This is a genomic window from Salinivibrio socompensis S35 (assembly GCF_000513715.1).
Lineage (GTDB): Bacteria > Pseudomonadota > Gammaproteobacteria > Enterobacterales > Vibrionaceae > Salinivibrio > Salinivibrio socompensis.
In genome coordinates this window covers 17,256-37,825 of sequence record NZ_AQOD01000051.1, presented here as the reverse complement: position 1 = coordinate 37,825, position 20,570 = coordinate 17,256, and the positions used below count along the sequence as shown (strand labels likewise).

Annotated in this window: 15 protein-coding genes and 4 pseudogenes; 12 read left to right on the top strand and 7 right to left on the bottom strand. The window is 49.2% G+C overall.

Annotated features, from left to right (window positions below; translation table 11 throughout):
- Positions 1-202: 202 nt before the first annotated feature.
- The 4 genes from DZ54_RS19765 (at position 203) to btuD (ending at position 3,104) form a co-directional block, all read left to right on the top strand.
- Positions 203-1,084: a succinylglutamate desuccinylase gene (locus DZ54_RS19765; protein ID WP_276201987.1), complete on the top strand. Its 882-nt coding sequence runs from the start codon at positions 203-205 to the stop codon at positions 1,082-1,084.
- Positions 1,017-1,232, top strand: coding sequence for a succinylglutamate desuccinylase/aspartoacylase domain-containing protein (locus DZ54_RS26660; protein WP_420804843.1), 216 nt, complete (start codon positions 1,017-1,019; stop codon positions 1,230-1,232). The genes DZ54_RS19765 and DZ54_RS26660 overlap by 68 nt, the downstream gene beginning before the upstream one ends.
- A gap of 100 nt (positions 1,233-1,332) precedes the next feature.
- Entirely contained in the window at positions 1,333-2,316 is a 984-nt protein-coding gene (gene btuC, locus DZ54_RS0106840) for a vitamin B12 ABC transporter permease BtuC (protein ID WP_025673537.1), read from the top strand.
- The gene (gene btuD / locus DZ54_RS0106835; protein WP_051415944.1) at positions 2,316-3,104 is read left to right on the top strand and encodes a vitamin B12 ABC transporter ATP-binding protein BtuD; all 789 of its coding nucleotides are present in this window, start codon (positions 2,316-2,318) and stop codon (positions 3,102-3,104) included. Before btuC ends, btuD begins: the two co-directional genes overlap by 1 nt.
- A 10-nt stretch (positions 3,105-3,114) precedes the next feature.
- Here btuD and DZ54_RS0106830 read toward each other — a convergent pair whose 3' ends face one another.
- The gene (locus tag DZ54_RS0106830; protein ID WP_025673535.1) at positions 3,115-3,582 is read right to left on the bottom strand and encodes a tellurite resistance TerB family protein; all 468 of its coding nucleotides are present in this window, start codon (positions 3,580-3,582) and stop codon (positions 3,115-3,117) included.
- Positions 3,583-3,810: 228 nt separating this feature from the next.
- Here DZ54_RS0106830 and hrpA point away from each other — a divergent pair, with 228 nt between their 5' ends.
- From hrpA to DZ54_RS27395, 4 genes and pseudogenes are all read left to right on the top strand, one after another.
- Complete coding sequence (hrpA, locus tag DZ54_RS0106825; RefSeq protein WP_051415945.1) at positions 3,811-7,647, top strand: ATP-dependent RNA helicase HrpA; 3,837 nt, start codon at positions 3,811-3,813, stop codon at positions 7,645-7,647.
- A 180-nt stretch (positions 7,648-7,827) separates the two neighbouring features.
- Positions 7,828-8,462 (top strand): annotated as a pseudogene (locus DZ54_RS19760) (murein L,D-transpeptidase catalytic domain family protein).
- A gap of 149 nt (positions 8,463-8,611) precedes the next feature.
- Positions 8,612-9,151 (top strand): hypothetical protein, encoded by a 540-nt coding sequence (locus DZ54_RS23345; RefSeq protein WP_051415943.1) that lies wholly within the window; start codon positions 8,612-8,614, stop codon positions 9,149-9,151.
- A gap of 187 nt (positions 9,152-9,338) precedes the next feature.
- Positions 9,339-9,461 (top strand): annotated as a pseudogene (locus DZ54_RS27395) (DNA ligase); the annotation flags it as partial.
- 58 nt (positions 9,462-9,519) lie between these two features.
- Here the strand turns inward: DZ54_RS27395 and dld are convergent.
- Positions 9,520-11,298 (bottom strand): D-lactate dehydrogenase, encoded by a 1,779-nt coding sequence (gene dld, locus DZ54_RS0106810; RefSeq protein ID WP_051415941.1) that lies wholly within the window; start codon positions 11,296-11,298, stop codon positions 9,520-9,522.
- A gap of 101 nt (positions 11,299-11,399) precedes the next feature.
- Positions 11,400-13,092: pseudogene (locus DZ54_RS19750) on the bottom strand (L-lactate permease).
- 177 nt (positions 13,093-13,269) lie between these two features.
- Here DZ54_RS19750 and DZ54_RS0106800 point away from each other — a divergent pair.
- Positions 13,270-14,172 (top strand): LysR family transcriptional regulator, encoded by a 903-nt coding sequence (locus tag DZ54_RS0106800; RefSeq protein WP_025673532.1) that lies wholly within the window; start codon positions 13,270-13,272, stop codon positions 14,170-14,172.
- A 104-nt stretch (positions 14,173-14,276) separates the two neighbouring features.
- On the opposite strand, the gene DZ54_RS0106795 is transcribed toward DZ54_RS0106800, so the two are convergent.
- Positions 14,277-14,984, bottom strand: coding sequence for a DUF3581 family protein (locus tag DZ54_RS0106795; protein WP_025673531.1), 708 nt, complete (start codon positions 14,982-14,984; stop codon positions 14,277-14,279).
- A 189-nt stretch (positions 14,985-15,173) separates the two neighbouring features.
- On the opposite strand from DZ54_RS0106795, the gene cobB reads away from it, so the two are divergent.
- Positions 15,174-15,890, top strand: coding sequence for a Sir2 family NAD+-dependent deacetylase (gene cobB / locus DZ54_RS0106790; protein ID WP_025673530.1), 717 nt, complete (start codon positions 15,174-15,176; stop codon positions 15,888-15,890).
- A gap of 153 nt (positions 15,891-16,043) precedes the next feature.
- On the opposite strand, the gene potC is transcribed toward cobB, so the two are convergent.
- From potC to potA, 3 genes and pseudogenes are all read right to left on the bottom strand, one after another.
- A complete protein-coding gene (potC, locus tag DZ54_RS0106785; RefSeq protein ID WP_025673529.1) occupies positions 16,044-16,814 on the bottom strand; it encodes a spermidine/putrescine ABC transporter permease PotC in 771 nt (256 codons plus the stop codon).
- Positions 16,811-17,664: pseudogene (potB, locus tag DZ54_RS19745) on the bottom strand (spermidine/putrescine ABC transporter permease PotB). The gene potC and the pseudogene potB overlap by 4 nt, the downstream one beginning before the upstream one ends.
- A complete protein-coding gene (gene potA / locus DZ54_RS0106775) occupies positions 17,651-18,766 on the bottom strand; it encodes a spermidine/putrescine ABC transporter ATP-binding protein PotA (RefSeq protein WP_025673528.1) in 1,116 nt (371 codons plus the stop codon). Before potA ends, potB begins: the two are co-directional and overlap by 14 nt.
- A gap of 272 nt (positions 18,767-19,038) precedes the next feature.
- On the opposite strand from potA, the gene DZ54_RS0106770 reads away from it, so the two are divergent.
- Positions 19,039-19,869, top strand: a complete 831-nt coding sequence (locus DZ54_RS0106770; RefSeq protein WP_025673527.1) for a DUF2189 domain-containing protein — start codon at positions 19,039-19,041, stop codon at positions 19,867-19,869.
- A 63-nt stretch (positions 19,870-19,932) separates the two neighbouring features.
- Positions 19,933-20,547 carry a DUF2987 domain-containing protein gene (locus DZ54_RS0106765; protein ID WP_025673526.1) on the top strand — a complete coding sequence of 205 codons (615 nt, stop codon included), beginning with the start codon at positions 19,933-19,935 and terminating at the stop codon, positions 20,545-20,547.
- The last annotated feature ends 23 nt before the right edge of the window (positions 20,548-20,570 follow it).

The following is a 20,570-nucleotide window of genomic DNA, read 5'->3' as shown; positions in this document are numbered from 1 at the left end:
CACGAGTTGAAAATGTTGAGATTGAAAAGTAATTCAGCATCAGCTTGTTGGTGGTGACAGCACCACCATAGAAAGCCGTGGGCCTTTGGTTCACGGCTTTTTAATTTGTCTATACATGATCACATTGTCAGGATAAAACACTGGGTTTATTAGTTATCTCGTTGTAACGTTTTGTTGTCTAGTTGTAATAAAAGGAAGCATTATGCTGACAGCACGCCCAGGCGACTTTATTGATGCGGCTCTTACCGCGCCTCACGCGTTTCAAGCCGACCAATGGCATCAGTCGTCTCTGACCTTCACACACCACATGCCCGGTGTGGTTCGCATCCAACCTGACAACCCCACGGTTTCGCGTTGCGTGGTCTTATCTTCGGGGATCCATGGCGACGAAACCGCGCCGATTGAATTAATTGATGGGCTACTGGCTGATATTCTCAGTGGTGCATTTACGCCGACCGTGCCGTTACTGCTCATTATTGGTCACGCGGAAGCCATTAAAGCCCATACCCGTTTTCTTGAAGATAACTTGAACCGTCTCTTTGGCGGGTGGAATCCAGAAAAAAACGAAGAGCACTATCTGGCCAATCAGCTTCAGCAAGCGGTGAGTACGTTTTTGCCCGCGCAGCCCGCGTCGATGCAGCGTTGGCATTTAGATTTACACAGTGCTATTCGTGACTCGCATCACTATATGTTTGGCGTGATCCCCACAACACCTAAAGCGACGGATGTACGCCCACTGGCCGCTTTGCTCAATGATGCCAACATGGATGCGACCGTTTTGTCACAATCCCCATCACCGACCTTCAGCTGGTACAGCGCCAACACCATGATGCTTTGGCCGCGACGTTGGAAATGGGACGCGTTGCACCATTGTATGAAAATGATATGCGCGAATATGCGCCACTTAATCAGACATTACGCACCCTCCTTACCGCGACGACGTTGCTTCTGCACTCGCACCTATGCGTTTTTATCGGGTGACGCGCACCTTAACCAAGCACACCGAGCAGTTTGCGTTGTCGTTCCCATCATCGGCGAAAAACTTTACCCCGTTTCAACAAGGCGAGTGCTTAGCCACGGATGAAGGGGAACAAATTCATGCCGAGCAAGACGGTGAAGTCGTTATCTTCCCCAATGCCAAGGTGCCGGTTGGGCATCGGGCCGGGCTATTAGCGACCCCTTTTCGTCCTGATACCGACCAACCCTTGTATGTGAATACGACGCCAGCGTAATACCGTACTCTCGCGACATGCTGGGCGTTAGCGCTTTTCAACCGGTGACTCAATCGGTAAAGTGCATCGCACTATGTGCTGAATAGATGATGAACGACCCATGCAAGTGTCATCACTCACCGCCCGCCAACAAACTCGTTGGCGGCGCGCGTTATGTCTTTTTTCCTGTCTTTTGTTGTTAGCCAGTGGCGCGGCGCTGAGCGTGGGGGAGCTATGGATTAATCCATTGTCACCTGGCTCGCCATTAGAGCAGCAACTGCTGATCCAGCTTCGCTTACCTCGGGTGTTAGCGGCTTTACTGATTGGAGCGTCGCTGGCGATGGCGGGGGCGAGTTTACAGGTCTTACTGGGTAATCCTTTGGCTGAGCCGGGTGTGCTTGGCATTTCCGGTGGCGCGAGCATTGCGGTGGTCTTATTACTGCTGCTTGCACCTGCGTGGGCGTCGAGCTCGCATATGGCGGTTGCTGCGATGCTGGGCGCCAGTATCTTTACCTTGATATTAGTGATCTTGGCGCGCCGGGCTTTAGCTACGTCTCGTATTCTATTGGTGGGGGTCGCACTCAGTATCTTAGCCGGAGCAGGGGTAACACTGGCATTTTATTTCAGTACCGACTTTAACTTACGCCAATTAATGGTTTGGTTAATGGGAACGCTATCGGGGATGCGTTTAGAGCATGTTGCGATATTGTCGATAACGTTACCTTGTATTGCGCTATTATGGCGCTACGGGCAAAAACTCGATCAGCTGATGCTTGGCGACCAACAAGCGCAGCAACTCGGACTTGATACCCATCGGCTGCGTTGGCAATTGATTGTGCTCGTGAGCATACTGGTTGGGGTGTCGGTCGCGGCGGCGGGCGTGATTGGCTTTATTGGGCTGATTGTGCCGCATTATTTGCGCTTATGGTTAGGCAGCCGTAACCGCTATTTGTTGCCAATGTCGGCGCTTGCCGGTGCATTATTGCTCGTCTGTGCGGATACTCTCGGACGGCTTATTATTCCTTCTGCGGAGTTGCCTGTTGGCGTGGTGACCAGTGTGATTGGCGCGCCTTTATTTATTTGGATGTTAGTGAGGGCCGGATAATGGTGGTTCATGCGCAAGATATCAGTTTGCCGCCGCGGCTTTTACCCCTTTCGCTGTCCGTCGACGCCGGGCAAGTGGTACATTTGATTGGGCCGAATGGCAGTGGCAAAAGCACTTTGTTACGGCTTCTTTCGGGACTAGAGATACCAGAGGCTGGCCACGTTGCGATCAATGGCCAACGTCTCGGCGGTCAAACTCGCCAAACGTTGGCGCAGTGGCGCGGCTACCTGATGCAGCATCAACGTCCCGCGTTCGTCATGGCGGTATTTGAATACCTCAATCTCGTGCTTGATAGCTTACAAGGGCAAAGCTTGCAGTTACCAGCCGGCAGCGTGCGTGATGAGGCGGTGAATCATATCGCCTCGCGTTTAGCTGTTTCCGATAAACTTCATCGGCGCATTGATAGCTTGTCTGGAGGAGAGTGGCAACGTGTTCGTCTCGCCGGTGCCTTATTACAAGTGTTGCCGTCACTTAACCCTCACGCGTGTCTGCTATTACTGGATGAACCGGCGACCGGGCTGGATGTGGCACAACAAGAAGTGATTTATCAAGAAATTGGTACAATGGCAGCCGCCTATGGCATTGCGATTATCATGGCTAATCACGATCTCAACCGGACATTGGTACATGCCGATAAGGTGTTATTGCTTAACCAAGGGCGCCTTGTGGCTACTGGGCGCCCTGACCAGGTGTTAACCGATCGCCAACTTTCAGAGGTGTTTGCGACTCCGCTTGAGCAAATCTCAACGGTAAACGGCCCTGTGATTATGCGTGCGCGATCGACTTAATCGTCATGCGTTACTCGTCACGCTCATCGTTGTCGATAACCGTTAATTTGGCGCGAATAAAGTCGGCATGATCGACATAAAGTAGCTCGGCAGTTTTGCGGATCACGGCTTCTTCTAAGGGATCGATGTTGTCGTCTGCGTAAGCCACCGACCACATGGCTTCGATAAGCAAAATCCGTGTTTGCGGGTCGAGATCGCGTAATTTGTCAGTATATTCATAGAGTGACGTTGCATGCTCACTGTGCTGTCGCGCTTGCTCAAGTAACGATTCGGCTTGCGCGGCCTCAAGCGATAACAGTTGGCAGATCCGTGCTTTCTTGGTGGCTTTCTCTCGTTCATCGATATTATGATCCGCCATGGCTACTTCACTGAGTAGGCCGGCCATCGCTTGGTGCCGTGATAAGCCTGCTTGATCACCCTGTTGTCCTAGATCGGCCGCAAAGGCAGATTCTAATTTACTAAATAGCTGTTTAAGCATGGCGCTTCTCCCTACTGCGAAGTCATTTAGGTCTGTCATAGAATACGGCGTGAATCCTATGCAGGTTTGATTCTTTTTACTTTGTGATAGGATGCGACACCAATCAACCTTATTTATCGGCTGTGACACTGATAAACGCCTTAAAAGATTAAGCAGTAAGCAGGAATCGCCTTGAGTTCACGTCATCACAACACGCCAGACACGCTATTTGCAGCGTTAAACGATTGTATGCTGCAAGACCGTTTTCGTTTTAAAAAGCGCATTCACGGCGCACAAAAAATCAATAAAAACGACGCCAAACAAGCCGTTTACGATCAAATCGCCGCGGACATGGCGCACAGCATGCAGCGCGTTTTATCTCGACAGACGAGCACGCCAACGATTAGCTACCCAGAGGCATTGCCGGTCAGTCAGAAAAAAGACGACATTGCCGAGGCGATTGCCAACAATCAGGTAGTGATTATTGCCGGTGAAACGGGGTCGGGAAAGACCACTCAGCTACCCAAGATCTGTTTGGAGCTGGGGCTGGGTGTGGCAGGCACCATTGGTCATACACAACCGCGTCGTTTGGCAGCGCGCTCCGTTGCTGATCGCATTGCTGATGAGCTTGATGTCGAGCTTGGCCGTAGCATCGGCTATAAAGTACGTTTTAACGACAAAGTATCAGATGCCACGCAAGTGAAACTGATGACTGACGGGATCTTGTTGGCGGAAATCCAGCATGACCGTTATCTCAACCAGTATGACTGCATTATCATCGACGAGGCACACGAACGCAGCCTCAATATCGACTTTATTCTCGGCTATTTACGTGAGTTGCTACCAAAGCGTCCCGACTTAAAAGTCATCATCACCTCGGCAACCATCGACCCAGAACGTTTCTCTAAGCATTTCAACAATGCACCCATGATTGAGGTGTCGGGCCGTACCTATCCGGTTGACGTGCGTTACCGCCCCTTGGTTGAAGACGATGAAAGCGACCGCGATCAGCTTGAAGCAATCAGCGAGGCCGTCGATGAGCTTTGCACCGAAGGGCCAGGCGACATTCTGATCTTTATGAATGGTGAGCGAGAAATTCGTGACACGGCCGATCACTTACAGCGTCGCCAGTTACGGGATACCGAGATCTTACCACTCTATGCTCGGCTTTCTGCCAACGAACAAAACCGTGTTTTTCAATCTCATTCTGGGCGAAGGATTGTGCTGGCCACCAACGTCGCAGAAACCTCGTTGACGGTCCCGGGGATAAAATATGTGATTGATCCGGGTACGGCGCGCATTTCACGCTATAGCTACCGCACCAAGGTACAGCGACTGCCGATTGAGCCAATTTCGCAAGCCAGTGCCAATCAGCGTAAGGGCCGTTGCGGACGTGTTTCAGAAGGGATTTGTATTCGTCTTTATAGCGAAGACGATTTTTTAGGTCGTCCTGAGTTTACCGATCCGGAAATTCTTCGTACCAATCTGGCGTCGGTGATTTTGCAAATGACGGCGCTTGGCCTTGGTGATATCCAAGCCTTTCCGTTTGTTCAGCCGCCCGATAGACGTCACATAAAAGATGGCGTGCGTTTGCTCGAAGAGTTGGGCGCGATTAAACCTGACCAAGCGGCCACGAAACGTAAGCTGACAGGCGTGGGTAAAACCCTTGCTAAGCTTCCAATTGATCCGCGGTTAGCGCGCATGGTGATTGAAGCGCCTAAACAGGGCGCACTCAAGGAAGTGATGGTGATTGCTGCCGCGTTAGCGATTCAAGATCCGCGCGAGCGCCCGGCGGACAAGCAACAACAAGCCGATGAGCAGCACCGCCGGTTTGCGGATAAAGAGTCCGACTTTTTGGCGTATGTGAATCTGTGGGACTACGTTAAAGAGCAGCAACAGTTGCTGTCGAATAACCAGTTCCGCAAACAGTGTAAAAAAGACTATCTCAATTATCTGCGGGTACGGGAGTGGCAAGATGTGCACTACCAAATCACCCAGGTGATGAAAGAGCAAAACAGCCTACTTAACCAAGAGCCGGCCAGTTATCAGGCGGTGCATATGGCTTTATTAGCCGGCATGTTGAGCCATATTGGTTTAAAAGACCAAGAAAAGAACGATTACCAGGGGGCGCGTAATGCACGTTTCCATATTTTCCCTGGCTCGGGCTTATTCAAAAAACAGCCTAAATGGGTGATGGTGGCCGAGCTGGTGGAAACCTCCAAGTTATGGGGGCGAATTGCGGCGCGGATCCAACCGGAATGGGTGGAGCCATTGGCGGAGCACCTGATTAAGCGCACGTACAGCGAGCCGCACTGGTCACGCAAGCAAGCGGCGGTGATAGCAAGCGAGAAAGTGACCTTGTACGGGATCCCAGTTGTCGCTAGCCGAAAAGTAAACTATGGCCCGATTGATCCGGTGCTGAGTCGCGAGTTATTTATTCGCTCGGCGTTGGTCGAAGGTGATTGGCAGACCAAACATGCCTTTTTCCGACAAAACCAAAAACTGCTCGCGGAGGTGGAAGAACTAGAGCTTAAATCTCGTCGCCGCGATATATTGGCAGACGATGACACCTTGTTTGATTTTTATGACCAGCGTCTCGATCACAGCGTGGTCAGTGGTCGTCATTTTGATAGCTGGTGGAAAAAAGCCCGTCAAGACGACCCAGACTTACTCAATTTCGAAAAAGCCATGCTGCTGCAAGGCGATGCCAGCCATGTCACTGAGTTGGATTACCCTAACTTTTGGCATCAAGGTAACGTCAAACTCAAGCTCAGCTATCAGTTTGAACCCGGGCGAGATCATGATGGGGTCACGGTGCATATTCCGTTACCGATTTTGAATCAGGTATCTGAAGAGGGCTTTGATTGGCATGTACCCGGTCTACGTCATGAGCTGATTGTCGCATTGATCAAGTCTTTGCCTAAGCCGTTACGTCGTAACTTTGTTCCAGCACCAAACTATGCCGACGCAATCTTACAGCGCGTGACGCCATTAGATGCGCCTTTGCTGGATAGTATGGAAAAAGCCCTTAAGCAGATGTCAGGGGTGACGATTGCGCGTGAAAGCTGGAACTTCAGCCAATTGCCCGAGCATTTGCGGATGCAGTTCCGCGTCGTCGATGATAAAAATCGAACCCTAGTGGAAAGTGAAGATCTGAACGCGCTTAAAGTGTCACTCAAAGATCAGGTCCAGGCGACGTTGTCGGATGTGGCGGATGATGACATCGAGCAGCAGGGGATTACCCAATGGCACTTTGGCAGCTTGCCATCGCGTTATCAGCAGAAAAAGCATGGGTTTGAAGTGAAGGCTTACCCGGCACTGGTGGATGAAAAAGACAGTGTCGCGATTCGTTTGTTTGAAACAGAAGATCAACAACAAAAAGCGATGCAGGCTGGGCAACGTCGATTGATTTTACTCAATGTGCCATCGCCGATTAAATACCTCCATGCCCACTTACCAAACAAATCGAAGTTAGGCCTGTATTTTAACCCGTATGGGCGCGTGCTGGACTTAATTGATGATTGTATTGCCTGTGGCGCCGACAAGTTGATTGCTCAGTACGGTGGCCTGACGTGGGAAGAATCCGCGTTTGAGTCTCTAAAAGAGAAAGTGCGCGCAGAGCTGGGCGATACGGTGGTCGAGATTGCTCAGCAAGTTGAGCAAATCCTAACTCATGCGTTTAACATCAATAAAAAACTGAAAGGCAAAGTGGATTTGTCGATGGCGTTTGCCATGTCTGATATTAAAGCGCAATTGGAAGGCTTGATATACAAAGGCTTTGCCACCGATTGTGGCTGGGAGCGGCTACCGGATATTTTGCGGTATATGAAGGCAATTGAGCGTCGGCTAGAAAAACTGCCGATCGATCCAACGCGCGATCGTAACCATATGCTCAAGATAGAGTCGGTCATGAACGACTATAAAGCGCTGTATAACAAGCTGCCAAAAGGAAGGCTGATTCCTGATGAAGTGAAAGCCATTGGTTGGATGATTGAAGAGCTACGCGTGAGTTACTTTGCTCAGCAACTTGGTACCCCGTACCCGGTGTCTGATAAGCGGATAAAAAACGCAATCGCTGCGCTTTAATCGTGGCAACCTTCTGCCACCGTCGGATCGCGCGTGTATTCCGGCCTGCGATAGATTGATTAAATTACTTAACTATCAATAGTTAATAAAACCGTGTCTTGATGGCACGGTTTTTGTTTTTGTCAATACGGGCACTCTACTAGGTAGCCCGTATTGCAGTGGCAAAATAAGGAACATAACATGATGCGATTAACACTTCCCCCATGGTGCTTGGCGGTATTGGGGCTGATTACGTTGAGCCTTTCTCACCCGGCATTGGCCAGTTTTAAAGATGACGTCAGTGGTTTGTATCAATCCCTTCACTTTGAAGGTGAGGTGTCTTATCACGCCTTTGCTGATGCCTATCGCCACTTTTCCCAGCATCACAGCGCCAAACCTGTGATGACCCTCATCGATTATGGTAAGCCATCGACCGAAAAACGCTTTTGGGTGATCAACGTAAAAACGCGCGACGTCCTTTTTCGTTCGTATGTTTCGCATGGCAAGAATAGCGGCAATGTGTATGCCAAGACATTTTCTAATCGGGTTAATTCGTTGCAAACATCCCTCGGCATTTATCGTGCGGCGGAAACGTATCACGGCAAACACGGCTATTCGCTGCGCTTAGATGGGCTCTCTGAAGGCTTGAATGACAAGCGCGTGAACGAGCGATTGTGATTCACGGTGCTGACTATGCCAATCCAGCAATGATTGAGCAAAGCGGTCGTCTGGGACGCAGCTGGGGGTGTCCGGCACTGCCCACCGATTTGTCATCTCGTGTGATTGATGTGATAAAAAATGGCACCTTCATCTATGCCTTTTCCTACCAGGCATAAAAAGCCCGCGAGTCAGTTATCATGATGCAATGCAAACCCCATTGTCGAACAATGACTGTTGTTAGCTTTCTGCCAAGTTAACCTTCTTTTTCTCCGTATCGGTTTGGATTCTGGTTAGCCTTTAACCTCATGCGATAAGGAGTGCAGTGATGGGATATATGAATCGGCTCAGTATTGGTTTACTTTCTGCTTGTGCGTTATACCCGGCCATGTCATTGAGTGCACCGTCGGCACCGGCATTGATGCACGGCGTGGATGGACAGTTAGCATCACAAAGCTATCAAGGCTTTTGGGCAAGTGAAAAGCTAGACGGGATTCGAGCTTACTGGACCGGCACGGAATTGCTGACCCGCCAGGGCAACCCCATTTATGCACCGCAATCTTTTCTCGCAGCATTGCCTAATGTCGCCCTGGATGGTGAGCTGTGGGCCGGACGCGGTGAGTTTCAAACGGTACTGAGAACGGTGCTTGATCAGACGCCAAATGACAATGACTGGCAACGTATCGGCTTTTATGTGTTTGACCTTCCTCAGCATCCAGGACGTTTCTCCGAGCGCTATTTGGAACTCAAACATCTGGTTGCTGATCAAGCAGATGTTATCCAGTTAGTCGAGCAGCAGCCAGTCGCTAATGACTCAGCTCTGGCTGATCGGCTGACCCAAATCACCGACGCCGGTGGTGAAGGTTGATGCTGCATCACCCCGACAGTTTGTACCTTGGCGATCGTGTTGACAGTTTAATTAAGCTTAAGGCTTTCCAAGAAATCGATGTGTCCGTAGTGGATATGAACCCAGGTCAGGGCCGTTTAAGCGGAATGATGGGATCACTTCAAGTGCGGATGATGGATGGCACTGTGTTTAATGTGGCTCTGGTTTTACCGATCAACAGCGCCACGATCCACCTAAGAAAGGGCAAACCATTATTGTGCGTTATAACGGTGTCACAGAGAAAGGGATCCCACGTTTTGCCCGCTTTATACGAGAAAAAGCCGCGCTCTAGACGCGACCTTGTTCGTGAGTGAAAGGCCATCATTAGTGAGATGAGGTTGTCGATGACGTCACTGTCTCAGAGGGGTATCCGAAGCTGAATGCCGTAATGCGTGGTCAATGCATTGGCAATCGGTGCTGTACTTTTTCTTGCCGGTTTTTCCAATACCGGGGTTAAAGCTATTGGTGGGATCAAGCTGATGATAAAAGTTGGCTAAATCGGGCTCTGCTGCATAAAGGTGCCCGACATTGTGCTCTGCCGGGTATTTCGCGCCACGGGTTTCTAATCGTGCCAACATGTTGGCTTTGATTGTTGCCACATCAGCGCCTTTTCTAATCACATAGTCTTGGTGGAACACATGACAGAAGAAATGGCCATAATAGAGCTTGGCGACTATGTCTTGTTCAATCTCTTCGGGCAGGTGTTCTTGCCATTCGATTTCATTCCGTTTAAGTGCAATATCGAGGGCCAGAATATCTTCACTGTCCCGGCGATGCATGGTGTGATAGCGGATCGCTGCACCAGCGGCGGCAAACCGGTGTAACATCGCTTTTTTTGCTTCATCCGTATTACAGGCAAAATAGTCACTGTCTGGGTGATCGGCAAAGAAGCGGCTTAAAAACGCCGATGTCTCATTAATGCCCTCGTCAGCGGCTTTAACGATCAAGTGATGTTCATATCGATCGCGAAACGCCAGCATTCGTCTGGGTAAATGCTGAGGAAATAATTGGCTGGCGTACTGCATCACTTTATCGGGCAGGGACTTAGGCAGCAGCGGCACTTTGTCTAGCCAGGCGGTGATCTGGGCTTTTAAGGCAAACATCTTCGGTATTGAGTCGGTACCTAGTTGCCCAATCGCGAGAAACACATCTTTACCGTAACGCTCGGCGATATTAAACGCATCGCGGTGCATGTATTCGCCGACTTCCGGCAAATGCGACAACTCGGACAATACACGTCGACGCAGCGTATTGAAGACATCAGGGTCATTGGTACCCAGATAAAAAACTTGCTCGCGCTCAGGAATGGGATAGGTATCTAAACGCACAGCAAACACCGCGAGTTTACCGGCACAGCCGCTGACTTCATGCAGGCGACGTTTGTCCGCGTTATAGCGAGCAGGGCTGTCGGCATCGACATCACGCAAGATGTGTTCGTAGTCATGGGCAGAGGCTTTACGGTCGTCAAACAGAACGTCTTCGGGGCGGTAATCCCCTTTTTCTACACGAGAGAGTATGGTTTCTGGATCGTCACCCAGCGCGATTCCTAGATGGTTGACTAACACTAACTCGCCGTGTTCGGTGAGTTGCGCGAACAACGAATATTCCGTATAAGCTGGCCCACGCTTTACCAGCGCGCCGCCTGAATTGTTCGCCACGCCGCCGACAATTGAGGCGCCAATGCACGACGAGCCGATAACCGAGTGGGGCGCGCGATGAAGTGGGCGTAAAGTTTGCTCTAGGTGGTGCAGTGTGGTGCCGGGGAAGCTGACCACTTGCTTGCCATCATCAATCAATTGTAAACCGTCTAAGCGAGTGGTGTTGATAATAACGACATCACGATCATAGTCATCCCCTTTAGGCGTAGAGCCCTCAGTTAACCCTGTGTTAGCGGCTTGCATAATCATGACTACATCGGCTTCAACACATGCTTGTAGCACTCGCCACTGCATGACCAAAGACGTTGGAAATATAACGGCCAGTGCAGCTCCCCCTCCCGAACGCCACCCCATGCGATAGTGCTGGGTCTGACTTTTATCGGTGAGGAGATTGTCTTTTCCCACGATGTCCGTCAACGTCGAGAGAAATGCTTGTTGTTGCGTTGACGACAAACGTGATGGGGTATTCATAAGCGTTCCTTTCCTTCATGTTTTACAAAGGCTGGGGGTCAGCCTAGCTGGCCCGTTTGTGGTGAGAAAGGCCGAGACACGCTCGACCTTATCGGTTTAGATTACGCCGCGGTGAGCCCATCAGCAAATTGCAGTATGTTCACCAGTACAATGCCAATGATGCCGGCTGCAACAAGATAGTAGAGCGTTGGTAAAATCGTTTTTCTGAGCGTCGCGCCTTCACGCCCAAGCAAGCCAACGGTTGCAGAGGCGGCAACGACATTGTGTATTGCAATCATATTGCCAGCTGCCGCGCCAACGGCTTGCAGGGCAATCACGACCACCGTTGATGCGCCCAGCGTTTGTGCTACTTCAAACTGGAATTGACTAAACATCATGTTGGAGACAGTGTTTGAGCCGGCAATAAACGCACCTAATGCCCCAATAGTGGCACTCAGTGCAGGGAAACCATCGCCTACTAGATCTGCGGCAAATCGTGCGGTCATCACGGGCATACTGACGAGATCTGCACCATTAACGCCTGAGTTGATAAAAATACGCACCATTGGGATGGTAAAGACTAAAACAAAGCCAGCGCCAATGAGTGTTTTACTCGACTCGCGTGCGGCTGTCATGAGCGGTGCCAATTGACGGGCTTGTAACAAGACGGCAATCAACGCCACAAACGCCAGGATACCTCCTGGAAGGTATAAAGGCTGGATGGCGGCATTGATGCCCGTTTCACCAAATAGCGCAGAGAAACTTAGGCTGACATCCGTCAGTGCGGTTTTAGCGGTTGGGCTGACGCGGCTAATCACTAAGAAGACAGCTAACAAGATATAAGGCGTCCAAGCCATAGCCATGCTCATGGGTTTTTCTTGGATTTTGAGGTCCATTTTCAGTGAGCCTAACCAATGTGTTGGCCATGTCGATTCATCATCAAAATCCCATTGCGTTTTAGGGACCAGAAATCCTTTCCGCGCGGCGATTGTTACCAACATAATGCCGACGAGCCCACCCATCAGCGATGGAAACTCAGGCCCCAGCAGCCAACCGGTGAGCGCATAGGGAACCGTAAAGGCTAAACCGGCAAAAATCGCAAAAGGCGCGATCGCCAAGCCTTCTTTCCAGCTTTTGTTTTTACCAAAAAAACGAGTCAGCATCATCGCCATGAGTAGCGGCATCAGGGTGCCGATAAAAGCATGAATAAACGAAACCTGGGTAGTGATTGCCTGTAGATAGGTGGCCCAGTGGCTACCGTTGGCGGTGAGAGTTTGCCCAATCGCATGACTGTCTAACCCTTTATTAACCCCGACGATAATCGGGGTCCCAACGGCACCAAATGACACAGGGGTAGACTGAATCATCATACCGACGACAACCGACGGCAAGCGCTGGAAAGCCAATGGCAACCAGGAGAGGCGCAGCAATTGCAGCCGGTGTGCCAAACCCTGACGCGCCCTCAATAAAAGAGCCGAAGCACCAAGCGATAATAATGGCTTGTATCCGTCTGTCGTCCGAAATGGTGGTAAAGCCATTACGAATGACGATGATCGCGCCTGTGTGCTTTAGGGTGTTAAGTAAAAGGATGGCACCAAATACGATCCACAGGACAGCGGCGGTAATGATGAGTCCTTGGGCAATAGAGGCGGATACACGCGCTGCGCTCATTTGCCACTGGAATAGTGCGATCAAGACTGTCATGATAAAAGCGACCGGCATTGCCTTTTTGGCCGGCCAGTTTAAACCCACCAGTAAAATAGCAGCCACCACTATGGGTGAGAACGCAATGAGGGCGTAGAGGGTATCTGTCATAAGTATTCCTTAGTTAGGCGTCTCTTCCGTTAAATCACGTAAAAAATGACGTCACTCATGTGTTGTTATTTTGCTGACAGCTCGGTGACGTGATGTTAAACAAATGTGACATTACGCGTTTACATTTCTCTGATATATGGAAATAATGAAAATAATTACTTCCATTACTGACACAATATGCCTAAAACAGATGATCTCGTTCTTTTTGCTCAAGTTGTTGAGTATGGCTCTTTTAGCAAGGTCGCGGAAATAAATTCCCTGACAAATTCCGTAGTTAGCAAACGCGTTAAAAAGCTTGAAGAAGGCTTAGGCGTGCAGCTTTTGTATCGCACCACGCGCAAACTGACCCTCACTGATGCAGGGCGGACCTTGTACCAAGGTGCAAAAACTGTGAAGCAGGCCGCCGACGAGGCGTTTGATGCCGTTGCAGGACTTGGGGAAGCGATTACCGGTCAGATAAAAATATCCGTCCCGACAATTTCGGGGGAGTTGCTGTTAGCCGAAGCTGTCGCCGAGTTTTGTGGTCAGTATCCTGGCTTGAATATTGATATGTCGTTGAATAATCGGTTCGTGGATTTGCTTGATGAAGGCTTCGATTTAGTGATCCGTACAGGGTACTTGGAAGACTCGAGTCTTATCGCTCGCCATATTCTCGATTCTCAGTGGGTCGTATGTGCAGCGCCGGATTATATTGCTCGTCATGGCCGACCTCAGCACCCCATTGAGCTTAAACAGCATAACTGCTTGCAATACGCGTATCAGACCACAGGTGCGAGTGATTGGGAGTTTAAAGGCGAGCATAAAAATCAAGTCATCAAAGTGACCGGTAATCTGTCTACGGATAACCCGATTGCATTGCGCCAGGGAGCGTTGAGTGGTCATGGGATCGCTTATGTGCCGCGCTGTTTGGTGTATAACGATTTAATCGAAGGGGATTTGATTGATCTGTTCCCTGATCAAGTGGGAAAAAAACTAGGGATTTATGCCGTTTATCCGTTTACACGCCAACCGCCGAAAAAGGTGCGCTTATTGATTGAACATATTCGCAATAAGTATTTGGCTATTCAGCACTGCTTCTAGTTCGCACAGCTTCTAGGGAATCAGTATTCACTGGGCGAGTTCATCACTGTGAGTGGCCCTGATTAGCGAGCTTCAGGCCGATAGGACACTATAAAGTCACGAGGCTATGTGGTGCTGTAAGCGTCTTTTCGCTGATTAAATCGCTCAACCAGGTCTTGAATGGCCGCTTCACAATAGGGGCGTAATCCACTGGCCACCATGGTTTTTCGGCCATGACCGACACGTTGACCGTTCACAATGAAATCAAAGGCAAGCTCGACTTTTCCTCTTTTTCCGCTGACATGCATCGCCGAATCGGAGAGCTCGACTTGCGCAGAGGCAATCGATAAATCGTCGAATGCTAGGCTCATTTTTTCATACATCACCAATGGGCGATCGGTGTTTATCATCATCTGTTGCTCACGCATCAGTGGCACCATGATGTGGGGAAAGTTCTTGCCAGAAAACTGAACATAATGAGTCGCTATTTCGGTCGCCAATGCCTGATCATGACGAACCGCGCCGCGTCGAGTCATGGTTAGGTAGCGCTTTTGATCATCGTCGACGACAGTGACTTCCTCATCTGTTTCAACGATAGTTAAAGGGGTGTTGGCACTGATCATGCCATTAAACTGAATTTCAATTTCCTCACTGATCCCCGTTTTTGCGAGCAAAATAGAAAGGAGTAAATCCCCCGGCACACAAAATCGTGACGCATCGGTATCATGAATGGGGTTAACGTCACCGGCAACGCGTTTCGCAAAATCACTCGCTTGTTGGCGAGTAAAAATCAGTTTTCCATCTTGCTCAGAATAATAATGTTCTAAATTCATAGTGAGTAACAGATACGAGAAATAAGCGGCCATTGTAACCCAAGCAGTGCCAAGCATTGGTCTAGCCAGTCGTTACATCGCTTATTTGTGAGTGATGTCAACGACTAAGGTCTAAAACCACAATGCTTCAATGGTAAAGGCGAGAGTGGTATAAATAGCGTAGGTTAATGAATTAACAAGGATAGGCGTATGACATTCCCTTATCAACACATCGTAATTTTAACCGGCGCTGGTATATCAGCGGAATCAGGGATAAAAACATTCCGTGATCAAGATGGTTTGTGGGAAGAACACCACATTGAAGATGTTGCAACGCCTGAGGGATTTGAGCGCAATCCGACCTTGGTGCAGCAATTTTACAATGATCGCCGTCGCCAGTTGCAGTCGGGGGTGAATCCGAACCCTGCGCATGAGGCCTTGGCTTACTTGGAAAAAACGACCAATGCGACCGTACTGGTGGTGACACAAAACATTGATGATCTTCATGAACGAGCCGGTACCGAACAGATTATCCATATGCATGGCGAGCTGTTAAAGGCGCGCTGTAGCTATTCTCAGCAAACCATTGATTGGAAGGGCGATATTTCGGAGTCTGACCATTGTCACTGTTGTCAGATGCCTGCACCTTTGCGGCCTCATGTGGTTTGGTTTGGTGAAATGCCATGGGGCATGGGGAAAATCCATGAGGCGTTAAACCAAGCGGATTTGTTTATCTCAATAGGGACATCAGGGGCCGTTTATCCCGCCGCTGGTTTTGTGCATGAAGCGGCGATGCATGGCGCCCATACGATTGAAATTAACCTCGAACCGAGTGCGGTTGAGAGCGAGTTTGATGAGCGGCGCTACGGCAAAGCGAGCACCTTGGTACCTAAGCTGGTGGATGAGATTTTGGCACTCGAGCGATAAATCAGGGGTGAACAAGTATTGTTCGCTGATATGGCGGTGGGAGTGAGAAACGCGCCGAATAGGGTAAACGCAAAAAGGAGACCATTTAATCATGGTGAGCTCCTAATAACATAAAAGAAGGGTGGCTAACCTGTCAGCCACCCAAGGGCAAGATTATTTTAGTCGATCTTTGGCTAGCCATTGTGAACACATGACCAGCACGAGTGACACAATCAGCATAATGGTGGCGAGAGCGTTAATTTCTGGCGACACGCCGACTTTTACCATGGAGTAGACTTTGAGAGGTAATATTTCATAACCTGGCCCGGTGACAAAGGAGCTAACAATGACATCATCCAGTGACAAGGTGAAGCTTAGTAACCAGCCCGCAGCCACCGCGGGAGCGGCTAGCGGTAGGATGATTTTGGTCAAAATAACCCATTCGCTCGCGCCTAAGTCACGTGCGGCTTCAAGCATTTTGACGTCAAAGCCATTTAAGCGGCTGTAAACCGTGACCACGACAAACGGCAGACAAAAAGTGATGTGTGACAGCAGCAAGGTCAAAAATCCTAATTGCGCGCCCATTAAGATAAAGAGCGCCAACAGCGAGATAGCCATCACGATATCGGGTGACATCATCACCACGAACAGCATCCCATTGACAAATTGTTTGCCGCGAAAGCGATAACGAAACAATGCCACAGCGGTTAAGCTACCTATAATGGCGGCCGCACTAGCAGAAAAAATAGCAATAGTCAGTGAGTTCCCTGCGGCTTGCATTAGGCTATGATTGTTCACAAGCTCCTCATACCATTGCCAAGTAAAGCCTTTCCAACTCATCCCAAACTTGCTCGCGTTGAACGAGTTGACGATTAAAATCAGAATAGGGATATATAAAAACGCATAAACTAAGGAGAGGAAACTGCCTTTAAAAAAGCGATTCATGATAATGCCTCCTTACGATTCATCCATTTCCCCACACGCCAATAGGCAAATAGCAGCAGCCCCATGAGCACCGTCAGAGAAATACTGGCCGCGGAACCAAATGGCCAATCTCGAACGTTGAGGATTTGGCTTTTAATCACGTTACCGATCAATAGGTTTTTCGCCCCACCTAATAAATCAGAGACGTAGAACATGCCGAGGGCGGGAAGGATCACCAGTAAACTACCGGCAATAATGCCTGGTGTGGTCAACGGTAAGATCACGCGCAAGAAGCATTGCACCTTGTTCGCGCCCAGATCACGCGCCGCCTCTAAGTAACTGTTGTCGAGTTTTTCAATGCTGGAGTACAACGGCAGAATCATAAACGGCAGCAAAATATAAATAAGACCGATCATGACCGCATATTCGGTATACATAATACGGACAGGACGTTCAATGATCCCAAGCCACATTAGGCTTTCATTGAGCAATCCTCTCGTGCCCAGGAAGATTTTGAGGCCATACGTGCGAATTAATGAGTTAGTCCAAAATGGCACAATCACTAAAAAAAGCATCATTGGACGCATTTTCTTGGGCATTTTGGCAACAATAAAAGCAAAAGGGTAGCCAATGAGTAGACAGATCAGCGTCGCCAACGCTGCCATGTAGAAAGAGTGCCACACCACTTTGGCATAGAGTGGATCGATAAGTTTTGCGTAGTTACTTAGCGTGAACGTCATCTCAATTAGATTGGCGTCATCGCGGGTTAAAAAACTGGTGACGATGATCATGAGGTTGGGTAAAAAACAAACACCAACAACCAGCCGACCACCAATCCAATAATGGCTGTTTGAAGATTAAGCTTTTTCATCGGCCAATACCACCTCCCAGCTTTCTACCCAAGTTAGGGTAACTTTTTGATTTAGGGAGTGATCAACATCCGGATCGTCTTCATTAAAGAACTCACTGACCATCACGCTTTGTCCTGATGGGAGCTCAAGCACAGAATCCAAGGTCATGCCTTTGTAATTACGTTCGCGTACGTAGCCTACAATGCCATTCGGCTCAGTATCATAATGGATCTCTTGTAGGCGAATGTCTTCAGGGCGCAGTAATACCTTGACCTTATCGTCGCGCTTCACATCAAGCTTACAGAATACCTCGCACTCACGAGATTCAATACTGGCCCAAATGCGTTTCTCATCGATGCGTTTAATCACGGTGGCATCAAAGACATTGATTTCGCCAATAAATCGGGCCACGAACAAGTTCTTTGGCTCTTCATAGATCTCACGTGGTGAGCCGTCTTGTTCGATTTCGCCTTCACGCATCACCAGTATGCGGTCAGACATCGACAAGGCTTCTTCTTGATCATGGGTGACAAAGATGAACGTGATACCGAGTTTACGCTGAAGCTGCTTGAGCTCCATTTGCATTTGTTTACGCAGTTTATAATCGAGAGCGGATAGCGACTCATCAAGCAGTAAGACGCTGGGTTTATTCACCACTGCTCGCGCGATCGCAATACGCTGCTGTTGACCGCCCGATAACTGGTGGGGTTTACGTGAGGCATAGTGGTCCAGTTGCACCATGCGCAGGGCTTCCATTACCCGCGGTTCGATCTCATCGCGGTTCACACCTTGCATACGTAAGCCAAATGCTACGTTTTCAAACACACTCATGTGTGGAAATAAGGCATAGCTTTGAAACACAGTATTGACGTTGCGTTGTTCGGCAGGCAAACCGGTGACGTCTTTACCGTCGATGATAACCTGACCGCTGTCAGCGTCTTCAAGCCCCGCAATTAAGCGTAATACGGTTGTTTTACCACAACCTGAAGGGCCGAGAATGGTGAGAAACTCACCATCGTTCACGCTCAAATTAAAGCGTGAAATAATTTCTTTGCCGTCGAAACTTTTGGTTAATGACGCGAGTTCGACAACCGGTTTGTGAGATAGATGGGTGTGATTCAATGGTTCGTTCTCTCTCTACCTGGCAAATTGTCTTGTACATACGTACCCATAAAACAGACGGCGCATAATAGACGCGTGTCAGTCGAAGTTAAAGCAATTTTTCGCCCCATTTGGCGCATTTCCTTTCATGACTGATATGAATAACATCCTTAACACGTTTTAGTGCTCAAACAGGCAATCTTGGGTTATTTTTCCCAGATTTGTCAGAATGATTTTTAGCTATGGGTGACAGTCAGATATACTGTCTGCATCAGTCATGATAGATAACGATTATGAGTCAACAAGAATACAATAATGCGATACACATGGGCGGCTCGATAGAAACTGCACTTAATGGCCGTTACCGCCTTGATCCGTTTGAGATCATCAAAGAGGCCTTCTCGCAGACCTTTAAACACTTTTGGTCTTTCTTACCCGCGGCGCTGGGCTTATTTGCGACTCAAATCGGTATTCTAATGCTAATGATTACCTTATTGCTGGGCGCGCCCTCGCATTTGTTTGAGGCGTTAGTTGGGCAACGCGAGCTCACCACCGACATGATTTCCTCGATTTGGCTGGCTAATTTCACGTCAGAAGTGTTGATTGCGCCTTTATACGCCGGGGCGAGTTTGATGGGGCTTAGCCATGCGATTGGCTTTCGATCGAAGCCACGCCACCTGCTAAAAGGATTGGCGTTCGCATTACCGGTGACGGTAGTGATTTGCTTGTCGGCAACGCTGCAAAGTATCGCGAGTATGATTTTCCCGCTGTTCAGCCTCTATGTCGCGATGGCCTTTTCTATGGCGCCATTGTTGATCTGTGAAAAGCGCGTGACACCAATGAAAGCCCTTGCCGTGTCTTTCCGAGCGGTGAATAAAAAGCTGTTTCAGATTGCTACTATCTATGCAGTCGTTGGTGTGCTATTTCTCATTTCTTTTGCCACGGCTGGCTTTGCATTGGTTTGGGCGTTACCCTTCCTGTTTAACGTTAAAGGTGTGATTTATCGAGAAATGTTTGGTGTTGGGGTTGAGGTAGCGGTGTCAAAAAATGACGATAATAACCCCGAGCGTTCAAACACAAACACGTCGTCACCCTCGTCCGGTCAGGATACGTTTGATGCCTGATCGTCGCTAAGCCCGTAAGTGGAGTGCCCATGAAAAAATAATCAGTATATTGGCGCTGTTGGGATGATCAGTTTCCCTGCCAGTGCTGAGACATACCGCTTTAGTTACAGCAAGCTCTTTACCCAGTTGAAGCACAATACCGAAGAGGGCCACCCCGATATCGGCGTGGCTTACTTTATGATATCAGCGGACTCGGGCCAAGTTTGTCCGATCTCACGAGCTTGGATGCGGAAAAAAGAGCATTATGAGGAATTTACCATTCCTGCCTCACAAGCCTTGCCGTTGCCACTAGATGACCAGTTACGGAAAGTGAATCCAGATGTCTTTATTGAAACGCCGTCAGCTCTAGACTGTGATATTTCGTTCCAAGTATTGGTGGATAAGCCGGTCGGAAACACGATAACCAGCCAACAAATCCGCGAGTGGCTACCACAGATGGACACCATGATGGAAAACCTAGGTGGAATGTTTGCCTCTTGGTTTATGCCCAAAACGCAGGGGGTGGTAATCCACTTTGCGCCCTCAGTTGCCGGTAAAATAACTAGCAGTGAAGGTCAGGATTATCCTATCAATGATCATCAAGTTATCATTGATGCCAGTGACCTTGGGCAAGATGCCAAACTGAATCTACCCGGAACACCTATAAAGGTATCGCCTTGGCTCCCTAAGAACGGTTAGTCGGGCTCTTGAGCTGAGAGGCT